General features: G+C 70.9%; 18 protein-coding genes. 9 read left to right on the forward strand and 9 right to left on the reverse strand.

Going from position 1 to position 23,163, the window contains the following annotated elements; all coding sequences use genetic code 11:
- Nucleotides 1-20: 20 nt before the first annotated feature.
- From Scani_RS17475 to Scani_RS17485, 3 genes are all read left to right on the forward strand, one after another.
- A complete protein-coding gene (locus Scani_RS17475; RefSeq protein WP_159476899.1) occupies nt 21-689 on the forward strand; it encodes a CAP domain-containing protein in 669 nt (222 codons plus the stop codon).
- A gap of 239 nt (nt 690-928) precedes the next feature.
- Nucleotides 929-1,285, forward strand: a complete 357-nt coding sequence (locus tag Scani_RS17480) for a VOC family protein (RefSeq protein ID WP_159476901.1) — start codon at nt 929-931, stop codon at nt 1,283-1,285.
- Between the two features lie 222 nt (nt 1,286-1,507).
- Entirely contained in the window at nt 1,508-3,913 is a 2,406-nt protein-coding gene (locus Scani_RS17485) for an ATP-binding cassette domain-containing protein (RefSeq protein ID WP_159476904.1), read from the forward strand.
- A gap of 148 nt (nt 3,914-4,061) precedes the next feature.
- On the opposite strand, the gene Scani_RS17490 is transcribed toward Scani_RS17485, so the two are convergent.
- From Scani_RS17490 to Scani_RS17500, 3 genes are read right to left on the reverse strand one after another with little or no spacing between them, the layout of a single operon-like run.
- Nucleotides 4,062-6,401 (reverse strand): ABC transporter permease, encoded by a 2,340-nt coding sequence (locus Scani_RS17490; protein ID WP_159476907.1) that lies wholly within the window; start codon nt 6,399-6,401, stop codon nt 4,062-4,064.
- A 3-nt stretch (nt 6,402-6,404) separates the two neighbouring features.
- The gene (locus tag Scani_RS17495) at nt 6,405-7,166 is read right to left on the reverse strand and encodes an ABC transporter ATP-binding protein (protein WP_159476910.1); all 762 of its coding nucleotides are present in this window, start codon (nt 7,164-7,166) and stop codon (nt 6,405-6,407) included.
- Entirely contained in the window at nt 7,163-7,669 is a 507-nt protein-coding gene (locus Scani_RS17500; RefSeq protein ID WP_159476913.1) for a PadR family transcriptional regulator, read from the reverse strand. Before Scani_RS17500 ends, Scani_RS17495 begins: the two co-directional genes overlap by 4 nt.
- Before the next feature lie 172 nt (nt 7,670-7,841).
- On the opposite strand from Scani_RS17500, the gene Scani_RS17505 reads away from it, so the two are divergent.
- From Scani_RS17505 to Scani_RS17530, 6 genes are all read left to right on the forward strand, one after another.
- Nucleotides 7,842-9,113, forward strand: coding sequence for an ABC transporter substrate-binding protein (locus Scani_RS17505; RefSeq protein WP_159482184.1), 1,272 nt, complete (start codon nt 7,842-7,844; stop codon nt 9,111-9,113).
- Nucleotides 9,114-9,326: 213 nt separating this feature from the next.
- Entirely contained in the window at nt 9,327-11,111 is a 1,785-nt protein-coding gene (locus tag Scani_RS17510; RefSeq protein WP_159476918.1) for a glycoside hydrolase family 13 protein, read from the forward strand.
- A gap of 49 nt (nt 11,112-11,160) precedes the next feature.
- On the forward strand, nt 11,161-12,495 hold the full coding sequence (locus Scani_RS17515; RefSeq protein WP_159476921.1) for an ABC transporter substrate-binding protein: 1,335 nt from the start codon (nt 11,161-11,163) through the stop codon (nt 12,493-12,495).
- An 18-nt stretch (nt 12,496-12,513) separates the two neighbouring features.
- Nucleotides 12,514-13,917, forward strand: a complete 1,404-nt coding sequence (locus Scani_RS17520; RefSeq protein ID WP_159476924.1) for an ABC transporter permease subunit — start codon at nt 12,514-12,516, stop codon at nt 13,915-13,917.
- A complete protein-coding gene (locus tag Scani_RS17525) occupies nt 13,914-14,795 on the forward strand; it encodes a carbohydrate ABC transporter permease (RefSeq protein WP_159476927.1) in 882 nt (293 codons plus the stop codon). Before Scani_RS17520 ends, Scani_RS17525 begins: the two co-directional genes overlap by 4 nt.
- A 159-nt stretch (nt 14,796-14,954) precedes the next feature.
- Complete coding sequence (locus Scani_RS17530; RefSeq protein ID WP_159476930.1) at nt 14,955-15,497, forward strand: GNAT family N-acetyltransferase; 543 nt, start codon at nt 14,955-14,957, stop codon at nt 15,495-15,497.
- An 8-nt stretch (nt 15,498-15,505) separates the two neighbouring features.
- Here the strand turns inward: Scani_RS17530 and Scani_RS17535 are convergent, their stop codons facing one another.
- The 6 genes from Scani_RS17535 to Scani_RS17560 form a co-directional block, all read right to left on the reverse strand.
- Nucleotides 15,506-16,174: an SGNH/GDSL hydrolase family protein gene (locus Scani_RS17535; protein WP_159476933.1), complete on the reverse strand. Its 669-nt coding sequence runs from the start codon at nt 16,172-16,174 to the stop codon at nt 15,506-15,508.
- 152 nt (nt 16,175-16,326) lie between these two features.
- Nucleotides 16,327-17,844 (reverse strand): FAD-dependent oxidoreductase, encoded by a 1,518-nt coding sequence (locus Scani_RS17540; RefSeq protein ID WP_159476936.1) that lies wholly within the window; start codon nt 17,842-17,844, stop codon nt 16,327-16,329.
- A 221-nt stretch (nt 17,845-18,065) separates the two neighbouring features.
- Nucleotides 18,066-20,360: a HelD family protein gene (locus tag Scani_RS17545; protein ID WP_246295952.1), complete on the reverse strand. Its 2,295-nt coding sequence runs from the start codon at nt 20,358-20,360 to the stop codon at nt 18,066-18,068.
- 215 nt (nt 20,361-20,575) lie between these two features.
- On the reverse strand, nt 20,576-21,145 hold the full coding sequence (locus Scani_RS17550; protein WP_159476939.1) for an AMIN-like domain-containing (lipo)protein: 570 nt from the start codon (nt 21,143-21,145) through the stop codon (nt 20,576-20,578).
- Nucleotides 21,146-21,295: 150 nt separating this feature from the next.
- Nucleotides 21,296-22,084 (reverse strand): DeoR/GlpR family DNA-binding transcription regulator, encoded by a 789-nt coding sequence (locus Scani_RS17555; protein ID WP_159476942.1) that lies wholly within the window; start codon nt 22,082-22,084, stop codon nt 21,296-21,298.
- Between the two features lie 38 nt (nt 22,085-22,122).
- Nucleotides 22,123-23,163 carry an NAD(P)-dependent alcohol dehydrogenase gene (locus tag Scani_RS17560; RefSeq protein ID WP_174872717.1) on the reverse strand — a complete coding sequence of 347 codons (1,041 nt, stop codon included), beginning with the start codon at nt 23,161-23,163 and terminating at the stop codon, nt 22,123-22,125.

Below are 23,163 nucleotides of genomic sequence, written 5' to 3' on the forward strand. Positions count from 1 at the left end.
ATTACCGAGTGAGGTCACGCATGACGAAACATCGCAGGACGCGGCGCTACCGGCAGATAACCGTCGCCGCCCTGGCCATCGGAGCCGTGGGCATACCCTCCGCCGCCATGGCTTGCCTGGGTCAGGAGAACGAAGCCGGCCGGCATCACGGCCATTGGCAGAATGCATCCTTCGATCATCGGCAGGCGAAAGCCAAATGGCGCCACGGGTCGAGCGCGGGCACATCTGAGAAGCCCGCGGATTCCGCCGGCGCCGCCAAGACCACCAGCGCCTCGAAAACGCCCAGCACTTCGAAATCCGCCGCCCCGGCATCCGGCGCCTCGGCCAAGGTGGTGGAACTCGTCAACAAGGAGCGCAGCAAGGCCGGGTGCTCCCCGCTGACCGTGAATGCGAAGCTGACGAAGGCCGCCCAGGACCACAGCAAGGACATGGCGGATCATCGGAACATGTCGCACACCGGCTCCGATGGCTCCTCCCCGGACGACCGGATCACGCGCGCCGGTTACCACTGGAATTCCTACGGCGAGAACGTGGCCTACGGCTACTCCACGCCCGAAGAGGTCATGGCGGGCTGGATGTCCAGCCCCGGCCACAAGCGGAACATCCTCGACTGCTCCTTCAAGGAGATCGGCGTCGGCCTCGCCCAGCCCGGCGACTACTGGACGCAGGACTTCGGCACGGCCGGCTAGGACCGCATGGGGCAGCGTTTGCCGGCTTGACCACCTCACACCAGCGGAGCAGACCGGACCGGAGCTGGGACGGAGCGGCCTGCCGCGGCGCAGCAGAGCACACGGCGCATCGCGCGTACGAGGGCACTGCTGCGCCGCGGCGGCGTGCGCGGCACCGAGGCGATCGAGACGCGCGGCCCCCGGGCCGCGGCTAGCGTGACCGTCAGGGGCCTCACCCGCCGACGACGTCAGGAGCGACCATGACCGGCTCTGCCACCCAGGGAATCAAGACCGTGCTGCACCCCGTCTCCGACCTGGCGACGGCCAAAGAGGTGTACACCGCCCTGCTCGGCGTACCGCCGCAGTTCGACGAGTCCTACTACGTCGGCTTCGAGGTCGCGGGCCAGCACATCGGGCTGGTGCCGGGCGGTGGACCGCAGGGCATGACCACGCCCGTGGCCTACTGGCACGTGCCGGACATCGAGGCGAAGCTCGCCGAGGTCACCGCCGCGGGTGCCACCCTGAAGGAGCCCGCGCACGATGTCGGCGGCGGCCGTCTGGTGGCCACCGTGACCGACCGCGACGGCAATGTCCTCGGGCTGCTCCAGGACCCGTGAGCCGCCGCCCTCCGGTGCCCGAGCGCGGACCGACCGCGGACCGCTGCGCGACGGCGACCGGTCGGTCCGACGACTCGGGCGGGGGCGCCGGGCGGCCGGGCCCCGGGGTTCTGTGGGCGGCAGCGGACGAAAGCCGGACGTACTCCATCGAAGCTGATTAGATCGAACGGGTGACGTCGGCGGAGACCGCGAGGGCGGACCCGCCTCACAGATGGAGACACGATGAGCATGGCCACGAGGACGGACACGCAGTCGGACGGGCGGCACGCCGCCGACAGCCACGATCTGATCCGCGTGCATGGCGCGCGCGAGAACAACCTCAAGGACGTCAGCATCGAGATCCCGAAGCGCCGTCTGACGGTGTTCACCGGCGTCTCCGGCTCGGGCAAGAGCTCGCTGGTGTTCCACACGATCGCCGCGGAGTCGCAGCGGCTGATCAACGAGACCTACAGCGCCTTCGTGCAGGGCTTCATGCCGACGCTCGCGCGGCCCGAGGTCGACGTTCTCGACGGGCTGACGACCGCGATCATCGTCGACCAGCAGCGGCTGGGCGCCGATCCCCGCTCCACGGTCGGCACCGTCACCGACGCCAACGCGATGCTGCGCATCCTCTTCAGCCGGCTCGGCATACCGCACATCGGCCCGCCCGGCGCGTACGCCTTCAACGTGCCCTCGGTCCGGGCGAGCGGGGCGATCACCGTCGAGCGGGGCGCCAAGAAGGCGGTGAAGGCGACCTTCTCCCGTACCGGCGGGATGTGTACGCGCTGCGAAGGCCGCGGCACCGTCTCCGACATCGACCTCACCCAGCTCTACGACGACTCGAAGTCGCTAGCCGAGGGCGCTTTCACCATCCCCGGCTGGAAGTCCGACAGCTTCTGGACGGTGCGGGTCTACGCCGAGTCGGGCCTGCTCGACCCGGACAAGCCGATCCGCAAGTTCACGAAGAAGGAGATGCAGGACTTCCTCTACCGGGAGCCCACCAAGGTGAAGGTCGAGGGCGTCAACCTCACCTACGAGGGCCTGATCCCCAAGATCCAGAAGTCGTTCCTGTCCAAGGACAAGGAGGCGCTGCAGCCGCACATCCGCGCCTTCGTGGAGCGGGCGGTCACCTTCACCACCTGCCCCGAGTGCGACGGCACACGGCTGAGCGAGGGCGCCCGGTCGTCGAAGATCAAGGGGATCAGCATCGCCGACGCCTGCGCGATGCAGATCAGCGACCTGGCCGAGTGGGTCCGCGGCCTCAGCGAGCCGTCGGTGGCGCCGCTGCTCGGGTCGCTGCGGCACACCCTCGAATCGTTCGTGGAGATCGGCCTGGGCTACCTCTCGCTCGACCGGCCGTCGGGCACGCTGTCGGGCGGCGAGGCGCAGCGCGTCAAGATGATCCGCCACCTCGGCTCGTCGCTCACCGACACCACCTACGTCTTCGACGAGCCCACCACGGGCCTGCACCCCCATGACATCCAGCGGATGAACGACCTGCTGCTGCGGCTGCGGGACAAGGGCAACACGGTGCTCGTCGTGGAGCACAAGCCGGAGACGATCGCGATCGCCGACCATGTCGTCGACCTCGGGCCGGGCGCCGGTACGGCGGGCGGCACCGTCTGCTTCGAGGGCAGCGTCGAGGGGCTGCGGGCCGGCGGCACCGTCACCGGCCGCCACTTCGACGACCGGGCGTCCCTCAAGGAAACCGTGCGGAAGCCCACCGGCACCCTGGAGATCCGCGGCGCGACGACGCACAACCTGCAGGGCGTCGACGTCGACATCCCGCTCGGGGTGCTCGCCGTCGTCACCGGTGTCGCCGGCTCCGGCAAGAGCTCACTCGTGCACGGGTCGCTGCCCGGGCAGGCAGGGGCCGCCGACGGAGGTGTGGTGGCGGTCGGCCAGGGCCCGATCCGCGGCTCGCGACGGAGCAACCCGGCGACCTACACCGGACTGCTCGACCCGATCCGCAAGGCGTTCGCCAAGGCCAACGGCGTGAAGCCGGCGCTGTTCAGCGCCAACTCCGAGGGCGCCTGCCCCACCTGCAACGGCGTCGGCGTCATCTACACGGACCTGGCGATGATGGCGGGCGTCGCCAGCACCTGCGAGGACTGCGAGGGGAAGCGGTTCCAGGCCTCGGTGCTGGACCACCGCCTCGGCGGCCGCGACATCAGCGAGGTGCTCGCGATGTCGGTGGCCGAGGCCGAGGAGTTCTTCGGCGACGGCGAGGCCCGCACCCCGGCCGCGCACCGCATCCTCGGCCGGCTCGCCGACGTCGGGCTCGGCTACCTCAGCCTCGGCCAGCCGCTCACCACGCTCTCCGGCGGCGAGCGGCAGCGGCTCAAGCTGGCCACCCATATGGCCGAGAAGGGCGGCGTCTACCTCCTCGACGAGCCGACCGCCGGCCTGCACCTCGCCGACGTCGAGCAACTGCTCGGCCTGCTGGACCGGCTCGTGGACTCCGGCAAGTCGGTCATCGTCGTCGAGCACCACCAGGCGGTCATGGCGCACGCCGACTGGATCATCGACCTCGGCCCGGGCGCCGGCCACGACGGCGGCCGGATCGTCTTCGAGGGCACCCCCGCCGACCTCGTCGCCGCCCGCTCCACCCTCACCGGCGAGCACCTCGCGGCCTACGTCGGCACCTGACCGAAGGCTTGGCGGGGCGAGTGCCCCGGCGGCTGCCCGGGGGCCTGGCCCTCGGCAGCCGCCGGGTGTGACGACGGGACGACGGGCTGAGGGCTCTTCCCGATCCCCGCATCAGCCGGACGACGCCCCTGGCTCCTGCCCACAGGTCCTAGAGCAGATCGCTGGCCGAGTCCGCGAGCCGTCGTCGTGCGGCGCGGGCCGCGGGGAGGACCGAGGCGGTTGCGGCGATGGTCACCGCGAGGGCGATGACCAGCAGCAGGATCGCCGGGGCGGGTTGCTGGGCGATGCCGGTCCCCCAGCCGCTGGTGCGGCCCTGGAGGTTGATCAGCCACTCGGAGGCGAGGAGGCCCAGCGCCGTACCGGCCACCGCGGCGGCCAATGTGACGAACGCGGTGGCCGAGACGATGACGCCGGTGATCTGGCGGGGAGTGAGGCCGACGGCCTTCAGGGCGAGCAGGTCGCGGCTGCGGTCGCGGACGGTGGCCCCGACAGTCGTCGCGAGCTCGGCCAGTCCGATCAGGATCAGCACCGCGATCAGAGCGAGGGAGACGGCACGGACCGCGGACAGCTGGTCGGCGGGGTTGGGGATCTCCCGCACTTCGAGACGGCCGGCCGACGCCTTGGTCAGGGCATCGCGCACCGCGCCGGGGTCGGCGCCGTCATGCAGGACCAGGTCGTAGAAGTCCGGACGGGGCGGCGGGGACCCGGCGGGCGCGGCGCCGGCGGTGTCGTCGTCGCGCAGGGTGTCGAGGGTGGTGGAAACGACCCGGCCGGCGTCGGCGGTCTCGATGTTGCGGCCGACGATGTGGAGGACGTGCGGGTGGCCGGCGACGGTCATCCGGACCCAGTCGCCGACGTGTGCGTCCAGGAGGTCCAGCAGGCCCTGTCCGGCGATCGCTTCGTCGGGGCCGTGGGCGGCGCGGCCCTCGACGACGGCGAAGGGGTAGGGCTGTGCCTCTGTGCCGAGCCCGCGCAGGGTGATCGTCCCGGTTTGTCCCGGTATCAGGGCCTGAACCTCGGCTCCGGGATAGGCAGTCGTCCGCGGCTGGGAGGCGAGGAGTTGTCCCAGTTCCCGTTCGCCGAGGGTGTCGGAGCGGGCCGTGAGCGCCGCGGGCAGGCCGACGTTCTCGGGGTGCGAGGTGAAGCGGTCCAGGGTGGTCCAGGTGCCCAGCGCGATGGTGATCAGCAGCAGCGGAACCGCCAGCCGCGCCACGGCCGCCGAGGAGCGCAGCGGGCGGTGGAAGGCGCTCCGCCAGCCGAGGACCAGGGCCGGCGGGACCCTGAGGCCGAGCGCCCGCCGGGTGAGACCGGATGCCCGGCCGCCGGTGGCCGTGGCGGCACGGGCGACGGGCACCGGTGGCACCCGCCCCGCGCGCCACGCGGCCAGACAGGTCGCCGAACCGATGAAGACCACCACACCGCCGGAGATCACCCAGGGCAGCCAGGCGTGTTCGGGAAGCTGCCGCCACAGGGCCGTAGCCTCGCCGATCCGGCCGGGGACCAGGGTGCCGAGCGCCTGGGTGAGCAGTGCGCCCAGGGCGACGCCCAACAGCGCGAAGCCCAGGTGGAGGGCGAGGAACATCCGGACCACCTGGCCGGGCGTGAAGCCGATGGCCTTGAGGATCGCGATGTCCCGCAGATGTCCGCGGACCCGGGTGCTGATGGCGCCGCCCACCGCCAGGGCGGCGGCGAGCAGCGCGCCGAGACCGAAGAGGCCGAGCAGCCGCCCGAGGAGCTGGTTGTCCCCCTCGGCATCGGCCTTGGCCTGCCGCCAGGTGGAGACATCGGTGATCTGGTCGGCGCCGAGCCGGGTGACCGCGCGCTGGACGACGTAGTCGGTGTCGGCGGGGTCGGTGAGCTGGAGGCCTATGGTGCGGCCGCGCTGGTCGCCGCCCGCGTCCGAGGCGGCGAGGGTGTGGGGCAGCACCCAGGCCACGCCCGGGGATTCGCCCGCGCGGAAGCCGACCTCGGCGGTGTCCGCGACGCCCACCACGCGCAGATGTGCCGCGATGCCGCTCAGCACGAGGGAGTCACCGGGCTTGGCCCACATCGCGCGGGCCACCGAACTGTCCAGCACGATGCCCTTGGTGGCGCCCGCATCGGTGTCCGCGTCGAGCCAGCGGCCCGCGACGATCTGCGGGGCGGCGGTGGCGGGGCGCTTCGCCGTTCCGCGCAGCTCCAGGGTCGCCTTGGCGCCGCCGGGCTGGAGGCTCGCGGTGGTGCGGACCGTACGGAAGGGGCCGGAGGTGGCGCGCACCTCGTCCAGTCCGGCGAGCGACCCGGCGGCGGTGCCGGCTCGGGTGTGGATCCAGACGTGGGCGCCGGAGGACTGGGTGAAGGCCCGTTGCCAGGGGTCGGTCGCGTAGGCGAACAGTGCGGTGGCCAGCAGCAGCGAGATGGTGATCCCGGCGGTGGCCAGCACGATGAGCACGGCGGCCGGCCGGTGTGCTCGCAGGTGCGCCTGTGCCCAGCGTGCTGCTGCTCGCACGGGTCAGCCCTTGAGCTTGAGGACGTCGGCCACGCCGGCCGGGGGGCGGTTCCGGCTGCCGCCGAGGTGCGCATCGTCGGCCACCTGGCCGTCGTAGAAGCTGATCACCCGGTCCGCGGCGCTGGCCATCCTGGCGTCGTGGGTGACCAGCAAGATCGTCTGCCCGCGCTGGTGGAAACGGGCCAGCAGCCGCAGCACCTCCCTGGTGCCCTTGCTGTCCAGGCTGCCGGCGGGTTCGTCGGCGAGCAGCAGGCTGGGGGCGTTGACCAGGGCGCGGGCCAGCGCGACGCGCTGCTGTTCACCGCCGGACAGCTCGCCGGGTGTGCAGTTCTCCTTGCCGGTCAGTCCGAGTTCGTCGAGCAGCTCGGCCCGGTCGGTGCGGGCCTGCCGGGGGGACCGGCCGGCCAGCAAGGCGGGGAGTTCGACGTTGTCGGCGACGCTGAGGTTCGAGACCAGGTTGAAGAACTGGAAGACGATGCCGATGTGGCTGCGGCGCAGCTCCGCCCAGCGTGCCTCGCTGCAGGCGTCGACCTGGCGGCCGTCGAGCCAGAGCGAACCGCTGTCGGGCCGGTCGAGGCCGCCGAGGAGGTGCAGCAGGGTGGACTTGCCGGCTCCCGAGGGTCCGGTGACGGCGACGAACTCGCCGCGCTCGATGGACAGGTCGACGCCCCGCACCGCAGGGACCGGCGCGGCACCTTCCGGCCGGTGGGTCTTGACCAGGCCGGCTGCCCGGACTATCGGGCCGGACGGCTCGTCCCGGTTCATTCCAACTCCTCTTGACAGCGCTCCAGCCAGTCGAGATCCGCCTGCAGATGCAGCATCGCGCCCTCGATCAGCAGCTGCGCGACCCGGTTGTCCCGGTCCTCGCCCGCGGCGAGTTTCGACAGGTCGCGCATGGTGTTGAGGTAGTGGCGGCGCTGCCTGTTGATCAGGGCGATCTGGTCTGCGGTCCCGGTGTGGGGGGCCAGGGCGAGCTTCATGAAGAATTCGTCCCGTACCCGTGGTTCGGCGGTGGATTCTTCGAACCACGCGTCCACCGTTTCGCGTCCCGCCGCGGTGATCCGGTAGATGCGCTTGTTCGGGCGGTCCGACTGCTCGACGTCCTCCCCTTCGATCAGGCGCGCCTTCTCCAGCCTGCCCAGGGTGACGTAGATCTGGCCGACGTTCGGCTGAGGGTATGCCGCGCCCAGGAGGTTCTCAAGGGCCTGCTTGAGTTCATAGCCGTGTGCGGGGCCGCTGACCAACAACGCCAGGAGTGGCAGCCGCACGCTCTCCCTCTCCCTCCCCGCCCTAGTTGACGGTCATCTGAACTCCTCCGGCTGTGAGCCGGGTCGCCGTCGTATCTTCCTGCAGCACCTAGTATCCCGCATGGCTAACAGGTATACATGGGGCGGGCTGTCGGTCCAGTGTCCCGTCGACGCCTGGTACGAGGAGGAGCCCATGCGGTGGAAGCGTGCCGCGGGACGGGCTCTGCTGGTCTGCTCGCTGCTGTTCGCCGGCCATGCCGGTGCGCAGGCCGGGGAACCGGCCGGCGGCGCGGACGGCCGGGGCCCGATCACCCTGGTGACGGGCGGCGATCTCACGGGCTACCTGCGGGGTGTCCTCGACGGCTGGAACGACCGGCATCCGCGCGAGAAGGTGACGCTGGTAGAGCTGCCGGACGCGGCCGACGAGGTGCGTGCGCAGATGGTCACCGAGCTGCGCTCCCACAGCGACCGCTTCGACGTGCTGAACATCGATGTGGCCTGGACGTCGGAGTTCGCCGCCGCGGGCTGGATCAAGCCCGTGAACAGCGGGCAGTTCCCCCTGAAACACTTCCTTCCTCCCGTGGTGGACACCGCCACCTTCCGGGGGCGGCTCTATGCCGTGCCCTATGTGACCAACGCGGGGCTGCTGTACTACCGCAAGGACGTGCTCGCCCGGGAAGGGGCGCGGCCGCCGCGCACCTGGGCCGAGTTGGAGCATCTGGCGAAGACGGTCGCGCCCAAGTACGGGATGGACGGTTATGCGGGCCAGTTCCTGCCCTACGAGGGGCTGACCGCCAATGTCGGCGAGGCCGTTCAGTCGGCGGGCGGCACGGTGCTCGCGGGCGAGGGCACCCGTGTGACGGTGGACTCCCCCGCGGCTCGCCGGGGCCTGTCCTTCCTCCTCGACGGGGTGCGTGAGGGCTGGATCCCGCGGCGGGCGCTGACGTACAAGGAAGAGGAATCCCGCAAGGCCTTCCAGGACGGCCGGCTGCTGTTCCTGCGGAACTGGCCGTATGCGTACGCGCTGGCCAACGCCCCGTCGTCGAAGGTGGCGGGGAAGTTCGGCGCGGTGCCGCTGCCGGGCCCCGACGGGCCGGGCTCCAGCGCGTTGGGCGGCTCCAACCTCGCGGTCAACGCGCAGTCGCGGCATCAGAAGACGGCCACCGAGCTGATCTCCTATCTGACGACCGAGTCGGTCCAGCGCCGGGTGCTCGCCGAGGGCGCGCTGCCGCCGGTGTGGGCCGATCTGTACTCGGACCCCGCGCTGGTGCGCCGCTTCCCCTACCTGCCGACGCTGAAGCGGGGCATCCTGGCGGCCAAGCCGCGCCTGAAGAGCCCGCACTACGACCAGGTGAGCCTGGCGGTGCAGGCGGTCATGCACGAGGCGCTGGTCCATCGCCGGAGCACGGATGCCACCGTGGCGCGGCTGACGCGGGAACTGCGGGCCATCGTCGGCCGCGGCTGACCCTTCCGTCGCTCTCCGCGATCCCACCCCCTCACCCCTACTTACATGTTAAGTACAGACTGAGGGCGCAATCTCCCATAAATCCGGGCATCTCGCAGCGAGTTTCGACCATTTCGTTGACACTCGAAAGACATCCCTACTTAACATGCATGCATAACAGCGACAGCGATTGCAGCCGCACGGCATGCCCATGCAAGAACGGGATCACGGCAGATGCTCATAGCCACGGCAGGGAACGGCTCCTCGGCCGACTCCGCGCCCTCCCCCTCCCTCCCCGGCCCGGCCTCCCCCGCCCTTCAGGGCGCCGCCGGGACCCCGTCCCCCGACACGGCACAGCGCTGGTGGCGCGATGCGGTGATCTACCAGGTCTACGTCCGCAGCTTCCTCGACAGCACCGGCGACGGCATCGGCGATCTGGCCGGCGTCCGCACGGGGTTGCCGTACCTCAAGAAGCTCGGGGTGGACGGCATCTGGCTCAGCCCCTTCTACCCCTCCCCGCAGCACGACCACGGCTATGACGTCGCGGACTACCGCGAGGTGGACCCCGTATACGGCGACCTCGCCGAATTCGACAGCCTGGTGGCCGACGCCCACCGGCTGGGCCTGAAGGTGCTCCTGGACATCGTCCCCAACCACTGCTCCAGCGAGCACCCGTGGTTCCGGGCCGCCCTGGCGGACGGGCCGGGAAGCCCGGCACGGTCGCTGTTCCACTTCGCCGACGGCCGCGGAGAGGCCGGCGAGCTGCCGCCCAACAACTGGCGGGCGATGTTCGGCGGCCCCGCCTGGTCCCGCGTCAAGGAGGCGTCCGGCGCCGAGGGCCAGTGGTACCTCCACATGTTCACGCCCGAGCAGCCCGACCTGAACTGGCGCAACCCCGCCGTGGCCGCCGACTTCGACCAGGTGCTGCGCTTCTGGCTGGACCGCGGTGTCGACGGCTTCCGCATCGATGTGGCCGCCGGACTGTTCAAGCACCCCGAGCTGCCCGACTCCCCCGACCCCGCGGCCGACGAGCGGACCCGCGACTCGGTCAACCCGCTGGCCTGGAACCAGCCCGAGGTGCACCAGGTGTGGCGCGACTGGCGCGCGGTGTGCGAGGAGTACACGGCCCGCGACGGCCATGACCGGCTGCTGGTCGGCGAGGTCTCCGTACGGACACCGAGCGAACAGGCCGCGTACGTCCGGCCCGACGAACTGCACCAGGCGTTCTTCTTCCACCTGCTGACCGCGCGCTGGGACATCGACACCTTCCGCCGGGTCATCTCCGAGGCGCTGACCGACATCGCGGGCACCGGTTCCACGGTCACCTGGGTGCTCAACAACCACGACCAGGTCCGGACCGTCACCCGGTACGCGACCGAACCCGGCGTCCGGGCCGGGGACACCGCTCCGGGGACACCTCCGGTGGTGACCGGGGAAGGCCTGGGCCCCGCGCGCGCCCGCGCCGGCGCGCTGCTGATGCTGGCGCTGCCCGGCGCCGCGTACATCTACCAGGGCGAGGAGCTGGGCCTGCCGGAGGTCGTCGACCTGCCCGACGAGGTCCTCACCGACCCGATCTACCACCGCACGGGCAGCCGGGAGCACATCCGCGACGGCTGCCGGGTGCCCCTGCCCTGGTCCGGACACGCCTCCCCGTTCGGCTTCACCTCCGGTACCGACGCCGCGCGGCCCTGGCTGCCGCAGCCCGCATGGTTCGCCGACCACGCCACGGACCGGGCACTGGCCGACACCCGGTCGTTCTGGCACCTGTACCGCGAAGGGCTGCAGCTGCGCCGCAGTCTTCCGCAGCTCGGCGAAGGCACCCTGCGCTGGCTGGAGTCGCCGCCGCAGGTGCTGGCGTTCGTCCGTGGCGACGGTCTGGTCTGCGCCGTCAACTTCGGTACCGAGCCGGTGCCGGCTCCCGTCCCCGGAGTCCCGCTGCTGGCGAGCGGCGACTGCCCCGCAGGAACGCTGCCGGGCTCGACCGCCGCCTGGTGGATGCACGCTCCCACCCCCCGATAGCCCCACCTCTCCTCCCCCTCCCCCGTCAGTCCTCCGAAGGGAACCCACGATGAGACGACCCGCAGTTCGACACACCCGAGCCGCCCTGTCCGGCGCCGCCGTGCTCGCTCTGGCGCTCTGCGCCACCGCATGCGGCGGCAATGTGTCCGCCGGGGGCAAGAAGCAGGAGCTCTCCGGCCAGACCGTGACCGTGGCGGGCGTCTGGACCGGCGTGGAACAGCAGAACTTCAAGAAGGTCCTGGACGCGTTCTCCGAGAAGACCGGTGCGAAGGTCACCTTCGCCTCCACCGGCGACAACGTCTCCACGGTCATCGGCAGCCAGGTCGAGGGCGGCAACGCCCCCGATGTGGTGATGGTCCCCCAGGTCGGTGTGCTCCAGCAGTTCGCCAAGAAGGGCTGGCTGGCTCCCCTGTCGGCGGAGATCGGCGCCGAGGCGAAGAAGAACTTCGCCCAGGTGTGGAAGGACTACGGCACGGTCGACAAGACCTACTACGGCCTGTACTTCAAGGCCTCGCACAAGTCGACGGTCTGGTACAGCCCGGAGGCGTTCGGTCAGGCCGGGGTCACCCCCGCGAAGACGTACCAGGAGATGCTGAAGTCGGGCCGTACCCTGTCCGACTCGGGCGTGCCGGCGTTCTCCGTCGCGGGCGAGGCGGGCTGGCCGCTGACCGACTGGTTCGAGAACGTCTACCTCTCCCAGGCCGGTCAGGAGAAGTACGACAAGCTCGCCGCCCACAAGATCCCGTGGACGGACCCCAGCGTGGTCAAGGCACTCACCTCGCTCGGCAAGCTGTTCAGCGACAAGAGCCTGGTGGCGGGCGGCGGTTCGGGCGCCCTGCGCACCGACTTCCCCGAGTCCGTCCAGCAGGTCTTCGGCCCGGAGCCGAAGGCGGCCATGGTCTACGAGGGTGACTTCGTCAGCGCCCTGGTCACCGACGAGCTCCACAAGGAGGTCGGCAAGGACGCGAAGTTCTTCCCCTTCCCCTCGGTCGACGGCGGCAAGGCGCCGGTGGTCAGCGGCGGCGACGCGGCGGTGGTGCTCAAGGCCGGCAAGAACAAGAAGGCCGCGATGGAGCTGGTGAAGTATCTGGCCACTCCCGAGGCGTCCGGCGTCTGGGCCAAGGCGGGCGGCTACATCTCGCCCAACAAGAAGGTGCCCGCGAACGCGTACCACGACGAGGTCACCCGCAAGGCCGCCCAGTCGCTGACCGACGCCGGGAACTCCGTGCGCTTCGACATGTCCGACCAGGCCCCCGCGGCGTTCGGCGGCACCCAGGGCGCCGGCGAATGGAAGCTGCTCCAGGACTTCCTGCGCGACCCCTCGGACCCCGAAGGCACGGCCCACAAGCTCGAGGCCGCCGCGGCCAAGGCGTACGGAAAGTAAGGACCGAGGGCCCGATCGATGCCTGTGACGACTCCCGCGGCGGCGCCCGCCACTTCGCGCGCCGCCGCGTCCCTCCCCCCGGGCCGCGCGCCCGGCAGGGCAACCGACCCGGTGCGCCGCGCCGTACGGCGCCGCCGCCGGATCGCCGCGCTGTTCCTCTTCCCCGCACTGTTGCTGCTGGGCGCCCTGGTCGCGTACCCCATCGTGTTCTCGGTGATCCGCAGCCTGTACGACGCCTCGGGCAACACCTTCGTCGGCGCCGGCAATTACACGGCGATGTTCCAGGACCCGGCCACGCTCCGGGCCATCCGCAACAGCGCGATCTGGGTGGTCTTCGCCCCCGCGCTGCTGACCGGACTCGGCCTGGTCCTCGCCGTCCTGACCGAGAAGATCCGCTGGAAGACGGCGTTCAAGCTGCTGATGTTCATGCCGATGGCGATCTCCTTCCTCGCCGCGGGCATCATCTTCCGCCTCGCCTACGAGCAGGATCCGCAGCGCGGTGTGCTCAACGCGATCACCGTCGGCATCCACGACAAGGTGCAGGGGGAGTCCCCCTCCTTCCCCACCGCCAAGGCACGCCTCGGCGACAAGCAGCTGACCAAGGGCCACGACGGCTCGTACCGGACGGCGCACCGCACCGGCCCGGGAAACACCGTCGACCTCGGTCTGGTCGGCGTCGCGCCCAAGGACATGCCGTCCCAGGCACGGCCCGCCGCGCAGGCCGCCAAGTCCCCGGCCGGCGGCCGTGAACTGCGCGGTGTGGTCTACCTCGACTTCACCCCCGGCGGTGGCGGCACACCCGGCGCGGTGGACCCCCGTGAACGCGGTCTGCCGAAGCTCGCCGTCGAGGCGGTCGACTCCCACGGCAAGGTCGTGGCGACGGCCACCACCGGGGCGGACGGCTCCTACCGCCTGCCCCATCTGGCTCCGGGTTCCTACGCCGTCCAGCTCCCCGCGAAGGATTTCGCCCCGCCGTACGAGGGCATCTCCTGGCTCGGTCCGGCACTCATCACCCCTGCGATCATCGGCGCCTACATGTGGATCTGGACCGGCTTCGCGCTCGTCCTCATCGGCGCGGGGCTCTCCTCGATGCCGCGCGATGTGCTGGAGGCCGCCCGGATGGACGGTGCGAACGAGTGGCAGGTCTTCCGCCGGATCACCGTGCCGCTGCTCGGCCCCGTCCTGGGCGTGGTGTTCGTGACGATGGTGATCAATGTGATGAAGGTCTTCGACCTCGTCTACATCATCGCGCCCGGTCCCGTACAGCAGGACGCCAATGTCCTGGCCCTGCAGATGTGGCTGGTCTCCTTCGGCGGCGGCAACAACCAGGGCCTCGGCAGCGCCCTCGGTGTCCTGCTGCTGCTCCTGGTGGTCCCGGCCATGGCCCTCAACATCCGACGTTTCCGCAGGAGCCAGTCATGACCACCGTCCCCGGAACCGCCGCGCCCCGCAGGCGGGCGACGGCACGGCCGGTGAAGCGTCTCAGCCGCGGCGCGATCCAGCTGTTCCTGCTCCTCATCGGCCTGGTCTGGCTCACCCCCGCCGCCGGTCTCTTCCTCTCCTCCCTGCGTACGGAGGAGGCCAACGCCGGCAGCGGCTGGTGGACCGCTCTCACCGCGCCCGGACAGCTGTCGCTGGACAACTACACGGCGCTGCTGAAGGACTCGGGCATCGTCCAGGCGTTCTGGAACACCGTGCTGATCTCGGTGCCCACCACCCTCGCCGTGGTCGTGATCGCCGCACTGGCCGGATACGCCTTCGCCTGGATGGACTTCCCCGGCCGGGACTGGATCTTCCTCGTGGTGGTCGCCATGCTCGTGGTGCCGGTCCAGATCGGGCTGCTGCCGGTGGCCAAACTCTTCGGCGCGCTCGGCCTGTTCGGCTCCATCCCCGGCGTGGTCCTCTTCCACACCGCCTACGGCCTGCCGTTCGCCATCTTCCTGTTGCGCAACTACTTCGCGGAGATCCCCAAGGAGATGCTGGAGGCCGCCCGCATGGACGGCGGCGGGGAGTGGCGCATCTTCTCCCAGCTGATCCTGCCGCTGGGCCGCCCCGCCATCGCCAGCCTGGCCATCTTCCAGTTCCTGTGGGTCTGGAACGACATGCTGGTCGCGCTGCTCTTCGCCGACAACGCGTCCCAGCCGTTGACGGTGGCCCTCCAGTCGCAGATGCGGCAGTTCGGCAGCAACATCGGCGTCCTGGCACCCGGTGCGTTCCTGTCCCTGATCGTGCCGCTGATCGTGTTCTTCGCCTTCCAACGGCACTTCGTGCAGGGGATCATGGCGGGCTCGGTCAAGTAGACCGCGGGCCGGGGGAACCGGACCGGCCTTCTCCGGCAGGGACGTTGCGGCGCGGACGGGTCGGCCCGTCCGCGCCGCAACGGCGCCTCCCTTCTCATCGCTTCATTCGCTCGTCCTTATTCGCTCGCCTCCCCCACCCGAGCGGGCTAGGTTGGCGCGATGTCCGAACTGCGAACCGAACGCCTGCTGCTGCGCGCCTGGCGGCCCTCCGACCTGGCGCCCTGGGCGGCGATGAACGCCGACCCCGAGGTCCGTCGGTACTTCCCGGGAGTGCTGACGCGAGAGCAGAGCGAGGCCTCCACCGCCCGCTTCCAGACCGACCTCGACGAGCGCGGCTGGGGGTGGTGGGCCCTTGAGGTGCGCGCCACCGGCGAGTTCATCGGCTTCACCGGACTCGACCCGGTGGACGAGGACATGCCCTTCACCGGAGTGGAGGCCGGATGGCGTCTGGCCCGGTCGGCCTGGGGCCACGGTTACGCCTCCGAGGCCGCCCGGGCCGCCCTGGACTTCGGCTTCACCACCCTCGGTCTGTCGGAGATCCTCGCGGTGACGACCGCCACCAACCTCCGCTCCCAGGCCGTGATGCGCCGCATCGGCATGACCCACGACCCCGCCGACGACTTCGACGATCCCGGCGTCCCCGACGGCCCGCTGCGCCGCAACGTGGTGTACCGCATCTTGGCCGGGACGGCCGTGGCCTGACCGCCCGGTTACGCGACCAGGCGCAGCCAGGCCGCCGCGAGTGCGGCATGACCGGCCGGCGTCGGGTGCACGCCGTCCTGGGCCCAGTATTCCGGTCCGGTCGTCGCGGCGAGTTCGGAGAACATGCGGTCGGCGGGCAGCAGCTGGGCACCGTAGGTGTCGGCGAGTTCCCGTACGGCCTGGATCTTGGGGTCCAGGTCGGCGCGCCATTCCTTTCGCTCCTCCACTCCGATGCGCGCGGTCCCGGCACCTGCCTCGACGACGCCTTGGATCGGGAGGAGGAACGGCTCGATGAGGATCAGCTCCGTGCCCGCCTCGGCGAGGGGCGCGAGCAGGCGGTCGTAGCCCGCTGTGAACTCCTCCACGGGGATCACGTACCCCTCCGGGTCCAGCGTGTGCCAGCCCATGTCGTTGACCCCCACGAGGATCGACACCACGTCCGGGCCCGCGTCGAGTACGTCTGTCTGCCAGCGGGCTTCGAGGTCTTGCACCTTGTGGCCCGCGATTCCGGAGTTCAGCCAGGTCACGGGCCGGTCCGGATGCCGGAAGCCCCACTCGCCCGCGACGCGCAGCGGGTAGCCGAACCCGAGTCCGTCCTCGCTCTCCAGCCGTTGGCAGTCGGTGATCGAATCGCCGGTGAACATCACGGTGCTTCCCGGTCGGACCGTGATCGTCATCTGTGCTCCTTGGACTGGGGTGAGTAAGAAAAGGGGAGGGCCGCGGTGATGTTCCCGGCAAGTGACGTTGCTTCGGAATGCTTGCCTTCACGCCTTTTCGGGACCCGTGGGAACGGAACGGGTGGGCACTCAGGAGAACGGGGTAGCCCGCTTCAGCTCTCCGGGCAACCGAACCACCGGCTGGCGGCCTCCTCGAACGCTGCGCGGTCAGGGGTGGGCTCACCTGCCCAGGCGACCACACCGTCGGGGCGGACCAGCACGGCACCCAGTCCCAGGTCGTTTCTCACCGGACCGGCTTCGTGCCGCATCCGGCTCTGCCAGCCCTTCGCCGAACCGTGCAGGCATTGGTCGGTGCTGAAATCGAGCGCGACGCCCCGTCCGTCCCGCATCAGGTCGCTGAGGCGGGTGCCGTCTTCCAGGTGGAGGTCCGGGGCGCTGCGGCCGACCAGTGGATGCTCGCTGCCGAGGTCGTAACGGATCGACGCTCCCGACAGCCTCTGGGCCACGTAGGTCGTGCCGTCACGGGTCCCGATCAGGTCGCGCACCACTCCTTGGATCGCCTGGCAGTGCGGGTCCGGCCGCATGACCGCCACCTGGGCACGCGACCAGTCGAGCACCTTCGCGCCGATCGGATGGCGCTCGCGGGTGTAGGTGTCGAGCAGCCCGTCCGGTGCGTGCCCGTGCACGGTCGCCGCGAGCTTCCACCCCAGGTTCATGGCGTCGCCTATACCGGTGTTGAGTCCCTGTCCGCCGAGGGGCGAGTGGATGTGGGCGGCGTCGCCGGCGAGCAGGACGCGTCCCCGCCGGTAGGTCGTCGTCTGCATCGCCCGATCGGTGAAGCTGGAGGCGAGATGCACCTCGGTCAGCGTCACGTCGGTGCCGGACACCCGGCGCAGAACCGACTGGAGATGGTCGCGGGTCAGCTGCTGCGAGCGGTCGAACGCGCCGCCGTCGAAGTCCGCCATGGCGATGTGCCCCGCCACCATCTGGAGGTACATGCCCGTCGGCGTCAGGTTGATCCCGGAGCGCAGCTTCCCGTCATCGGCTGCGGTGGCCTGCATGGTGTAGCCGGTGAACTGCGGCTCGGTGCCGACGAATGCGAAGCCCGCCAGTCCACGCACCGTACTGCGTCCGCCATCGCAGCCGACGACCCAGCGCGCCGGGTACGCGTGCTCGCCGGCGTGCGCGACCGCGCTCTCCTCGTTCTGGGTGAGGGCCGAGACCGTGACGCCGCGCCGGATCTCCACGCCGAGCCGGGATGCCTGCTCGGACAGCACCGTCTCGACCGCTTCGAGGTGGGTCACCATGCCGTCCATCGCCGCGCCGGGAAGCCGGTACGGCAGGGCGGCGTCGTCCATCCGGGCCGGATCGAGCCTCATCCCGGCGAAATGACCCACGCCGCGGAGGGATGACGGCGGGCGCGCTTCGGAGTCCGCACCGGGGTCGTCGTGGGCGCCCGATGCCACCCGCAGCTGGTGCAGCATCCCGCGGCGGTGGAACGCCTCGACCGAAGCGGCGGACAGGCCCCGCATCCCGAGCGACTTCCCCTTGTACGGGGAGCGTGGCTCCGCCTCCCGCTCGAGCACCAGGACAGAGCAGCCCGCGAGGCCGAGCTCGCAGGCGAGGAACAGACCAACCGGGCCGGCCCCCACGATCACTACGTCATGCACAAGAGATCCCCTTCCCCAACCGACAGCCGGGTGGGCACCCGGCCGGACCTCTCACAAGGTGCCGGACCCCGCCGACATCGGACCGACAGTCCCCGACAGGCCACCGACACCTGACCACCGGCCCCGACACGCCGCCGACACCACGGCTCTGCCACCTGCCCCCGGGAACCCCCTCTCCCGGGGCGCCGTCTCTCTCCGTACGGCGCCCCGGCGGCCGGCGGTCACCGACCGGCGAGGGCGGCGGTCCGCGGCGGGAGCGTCTCCAGTCCCGGTGGCAGGGGTGCCGCGTGGATGACGCCGAGCCGTTGGGTCGCCCGGGTGAGTGCGACGTAGAGGTCGCTGGCGCCGAGTTCCGCCGGCTCCACCACTATCACCGTGTCGAACTCCAGCCCCTTGGCCTGACGGGGGTCGATCAGTACCACCGGGCTGGTCAGATCCGGGGAGGGGCCGACGGAGGCCCCCGGGAGGGCGGCGGCCAGGGCCTCGTGGTGGGAGGCCGGGGCGATCACGGCGAGGCGGCCTTCCTCATGGGCATCCCGTGCGACGGCCTCGGCGACGGCGCGCGCCAGGTCGTCGGTTCGGTGCGCCCACGGGGGTACGCCGGTCGAGCGGATCGAGCGCGGCGGTTCGAAGGCGGGATCCGTCGACCGGGGGACCTGTGCGGCGATGTCCATGATCTCGCTCGGCGTACGGTAGTTGACCCCGAGCCTGACATGCTGCCAGCGGTCGCCGGTGTACGGCGCGAGGATGCTCTCCCACGAACCGCAGCCGCCCGGCTCGGCGGTCTGGGCCGGGTCACCGACCAGGGTCATCGAGCGGGTGGGACAGCGGCGCATCAGCAACCGCCACGTCATCGCGGACAGTTCCTGCGCCTCGTCCACGATGATGTGGCCGAAGGCCCAGGTCCGGTCGGCCGCGGCGCGTTCGGCGGCGGTGCGGTGGTCGGCCTCCTCGTGCCGGTCGGCGAGCCGTTCCGCGTCCAGCAGGTCGTGCGCGGCCAGCACCTCCGAATCCTCGTCCTCGCGGTCCTCGAACTCCTGGGTACGGGAGCCGTAGGAGAGTTCCAGCACGCCCTGGGCGTACCTGATCTGCTCCTGGCGTTCCGCTTCGGCGGCGGCGCGGGCCGCCGAGTCGTCCTCGCCGAGGAGTTCGGCCGCCTCGTCCAGGAGGGGGATGTCCGCGGGGGTCCAGTCGCCGTCCGTGCGGCGGATCGCCTCCGCGTCGGCGTCCGGGAGGTGGACGGGCTCGGCGAGGAAGTCGGCGACCAGCCGCTCCGGTGTGAGGGCGGGCCACAATTCCTCGATGGCGCGGTGCACTTCGCGGCTGGTGGCGATCGCCTTGCCGAGCTGGGCGAGGTCGTCGGGGCCGAGGAAGTTCGGTCCGCCGAAGGGGTCCGCGCCCAGCCGGTCGGCCAGTTGGGCGGTGAGTGCGTCGATGATGCGGAACGCGAAGTGGGGGCGGGCGAGGTTGTGCGGCAGCTTGGTCTCGCGGGCGAGGCGTCGTGCCTCGTGCGCCATGTCCGCGTCCAGCCGCAGTTCGCCGTCGTCGTGGTCGATCACGATCTCGGGGTCGGGCAGGGTCTGCCGGTCGCGTACGTACTCCGCCAGAACGGCCGCCATCGCCCCACCGCCCTTGATCGTGGCGGCTTCGGCGGTGTCGGTTCCGGTCGCGGTCACGCCCGGGAACAGCTCGCCGGGCGTGGCGAGCAGGACGCCCGTCTCGCCGAGCGAGGGCAGCACGTCCTCGATGTAGCCGAGGAAGGCGGGGTTGGGGCCGACGATCAGCACGGCGCGGCGGGCCAGCAGTTCGCGGTGCGCGTAGAGCAGGTACGCGGCGCGGTGCAGCGCGACGACGGTCTTCCCGGTGCCGGGCCCGCCCTCCACGACGAGGACGCCGTGGTGCGGGGCACGGATGATCGCGTCCTGCTCCGCCTGGATGGTCTGCACGATGTCGTGCATCCGACCGGTGCGTGCCGCGTCCAGCGTCGACAGCAGTACGGCGTCCGCGTCGGTGCCCTCGTACCCGGTGCGTTCGGTGTCGGTCAGGTCGAGGATCTCGTCGTGCAGGGCGGTGACCCTTCCCCAAGCTCTCGACTCCGCTCCATCACGGGAGACCCCGACCCTCTCGGTCGTGAGGTGACGCCGGCGACGCAGGCCCATCGGGGTGTGCCCCGTGGCGAGGTAGAACGGGCGGGCGACGTCGGCCCGCCAGTCGAGCACCAGCGGGGTCCGGTCCGCGTCGTCGCGCCGGATACCGATGCGGCCGATGTGGTGGTCGCTGCCGTCCCGGAAGATCAGCCGGCCGAAGCACAGGCCGTTCTCCCCGGCGTCGAAAGCGGCCAGCAGTCCGGCGTGCTCGGCCACCAGTACATCCCGCTCCAGCCGTGCCTGGGCATTGTTCCCGCCCTGCGGAAGAGCCGCGTTCACCGCCGTCTCGGCTCCGGCCCGCAGTTCGGCGAGGCGTGCATAGAGCAGATCGATGAATTCCTGCTCCTGCCGCAATTCCTCGTTTGACAATTCAACTCCGCTCGGGTAAAGTTCGGTAATGAAGTTGGGCTTATTTCATGCAACTGATGAAGACACAGAAGCCCTCAATATACACAGAGAAATACCCCGGCCGTCAATTCGGACCGGGGTATTTCTCTGCCTGTCGCCGGAGCTTTACCGGAGCGTCAGCGGGCCGCTTCGGACCTTTCGGCGGAACGGGGCCGGGCGCACCGCGGCGATGCGGATCACCAGGTGTGGGCGACGTCCACGATCAGCTCCTGACCGGACTGGACCACCCGGAACGGAAGCCTGGCGCGCACGCCCAGACCGACCTGGGTCTGTCCCTCGAAACTCGCCCCGAACTTGGTGTCCTTGAACGTCGAGTAGCCGCTGATGTTCACCCCGGGAAGCGGCTTGCCGGCCGTTCCGCCATAGGTCTGCTTCCCGGTCGCCGGGTCGTGACTGGGCGCGGACACATAAATCTGCAGAATGGCGCCGCCCTTGACGGGTATCTGCTCGCCCGAGCCGTCCTGGTGGAACGCATCGACATAACCGACGTGGTAGCCGACCTTGCCGGTGGCGCCGCCGATGTCGAAGACCATGCGGTCGTAGCACGCGGTGTGGCTGGTCCTGATGTTCTTCAACGGCTCGATGTTCACGTCCGTCGCGGACTTGTCTGTACTGCCCCATGCGGTCGAGCAGGCCACGGGGGCCTTGCCCGCCGGGACGGTCGCGGCCCCGGCCGCTCCGGCCGCGCCCACCACCCCGGCGCCCGCCAGCACGAGCGCCGCGGCCACTGTCCCCCACCGTCGCATGTATGACCTCCAAAGAAGAGTGAAGAAAGGTGCGTGCGGTAGGACAGGCGGGGTTGCCGCGACGTTGTCCGGCGGCCGGCATTTGGCCGACGGCAGGGCCACGTTGTCGCGAAATGGGGGCTGCGGGCCGGGGGCATCGGCCGCGTGCCGTCAGTCGCCGACCACCTCGACGGCCACTCCCCTGCGCCGCAGTTCGGCGAGCTCCCCGGCCGGTGCGCCGCGGTCGGTGACGACCCGGTCGTAGCGGGCGATGTCGCTGTAGGCATGCGTGGCGGTCTTGCCGAACTTGGTGTGGTCGACCAGCAGCAGCGACCGCTGGGCGCAGTCGAGCATGGCCTCCTTGATCTCGGCGTAGTCGCGGATCGGGTGGAAGAGCCGGCCGCCGAGCACGGACACCGCGGACATCACCGCGACATCGGCGTGGAGCCGGCCGAGGGCGCGGAGCACCTCGGGGCCGACGCAGGAGCCGAACTCGCCGCGGTAGCGGCCACCGAGGAGGGTGACGTCGGCGCCCGGTGTCTCGTCGAACAGCCGGGCCACGCCGAGGGAGTTGGTGACCACGGTGACCGCTTCGGTCCGGGCGATCCGGGCCGCGAGCGGGAAGACCGTGGTCGAGTCGTCCAGCACGACGGTGCTGCCGGGCCGGATCTCGTCGGCGACGGCGGCGCACAGCGCCTCCTTCACCGGGCGGTTCACGCCGATGCGGAAGCGGGTGGCGGTCTCCATGGTGAGCGTCGGGAACGGCGCGGCCCGGCCGCGTTCCTTGCGCAGCAGCCGGCGTTCGGCGAGCTGGTCCAGATCGCGGTGCATGGTCGCGAGGCTGACCCCGAAGTGTCTGGCGAGTTCGTCGATGCGCACGTCCCCGTGCTCGACGACATGGGCCAGTACGTCCTGCCGTCGCCGGTCGACCTCGGCCAGCGACGACCGAGTGGAAGCCATCGGGGCCGCCCCTTTCCGGTCGGACAGCGGCAGCGCGGCTACCGCTGCGGGTAGATGACGGCCTTCACCGCAGTCGCGTCGTGGGTGGCGACGGTCAGTGCGCTCTCGGCCTCGGCAAGACCGTAACCGTGCGAGACCAGCGAGTCGAGCCGGACCCTTCCGGACTCCACCAGGGACATCGCGGCGGGCCAGGTGTGGGCGTAGCGGAAGGTACCGGTCAGTTCCAGTTCGTAGTTCTGCACGCGGCTCACGGGCAGCGGCACCTCGGAACCGCCCATCCCGATGAGGACCACCCGCCCGGCCCGGCCCACGGTGCGGATGGCCTCGCTGCTCACGGCCGGCACGCCGGAGCACTCCAGGAGGACGGTGGGGGTGTACTCGGCTTCGGACAGCGGTGTGCGGGAGACGTCGAGGGCGGTGGCGCCGACGGCCCGGGCGAGGTCGAGGCGGTGCGGGAGGACGTCGGTGACCAGTACGTCCCGTGCGCCGAAGGCCCGTGCGGTCTGGGCGGCGACCAGGCCGATGGGCCCGGCGCCGGTGATCAGCACCCGGTCGCCCGGGGCGACGCGGGCCTTGCGGCAGGCCCAGACCGCCACGGACAGCGGTTCCAGCAGGGCGGCCTCCTCGACGGTGAGGGTTTCGGGGACCTCGTGGGCGAAGTCCTCGCGGACGGCGAGGTATTCGCAGAAGGCGCCGTCCACGGGCGGCGTGGCGAGGAAGCGCATGTCCGGGCACAGGTTGTAGCGGCCCGGACGGCATTCGCCGCAGCTGCCGCAGGGCGTGCCGGGCTCGACGGACACCCGCCGCCCCATCCGGCGGGTGTCGGCGCCCGGACCGCAGGCGACCACCGTGCCTGCGGCCTCGTGCCCCAGCACGAGCGGCTCGCGTACGACGAAGTCGCCGATCCGCCCGTGCCGGTAGTAGTGCACGTCCGAGCCGCAGGTCCCGACCGCCTCGATGCGGACCAGGACCTCTCCCGGGCCGGGGACGGGAACGGGGCGTTCCTCGAGGCTCAGCTGCCCCGGTCCGTGCAGTACTGCGGCACACATGGTGGTGGGAATCCCGGATGTGGTGGTCAT

Source organism: Streptomyces caniferus, from assembly GCF_009811555.1.
GTDB classification, from domain to species: Bacteria; Actinomycetota; Actinomycetes; order Streptomycetales; family Streptomycetaceae; genus Streptomyces; species Streptomyces caniferus.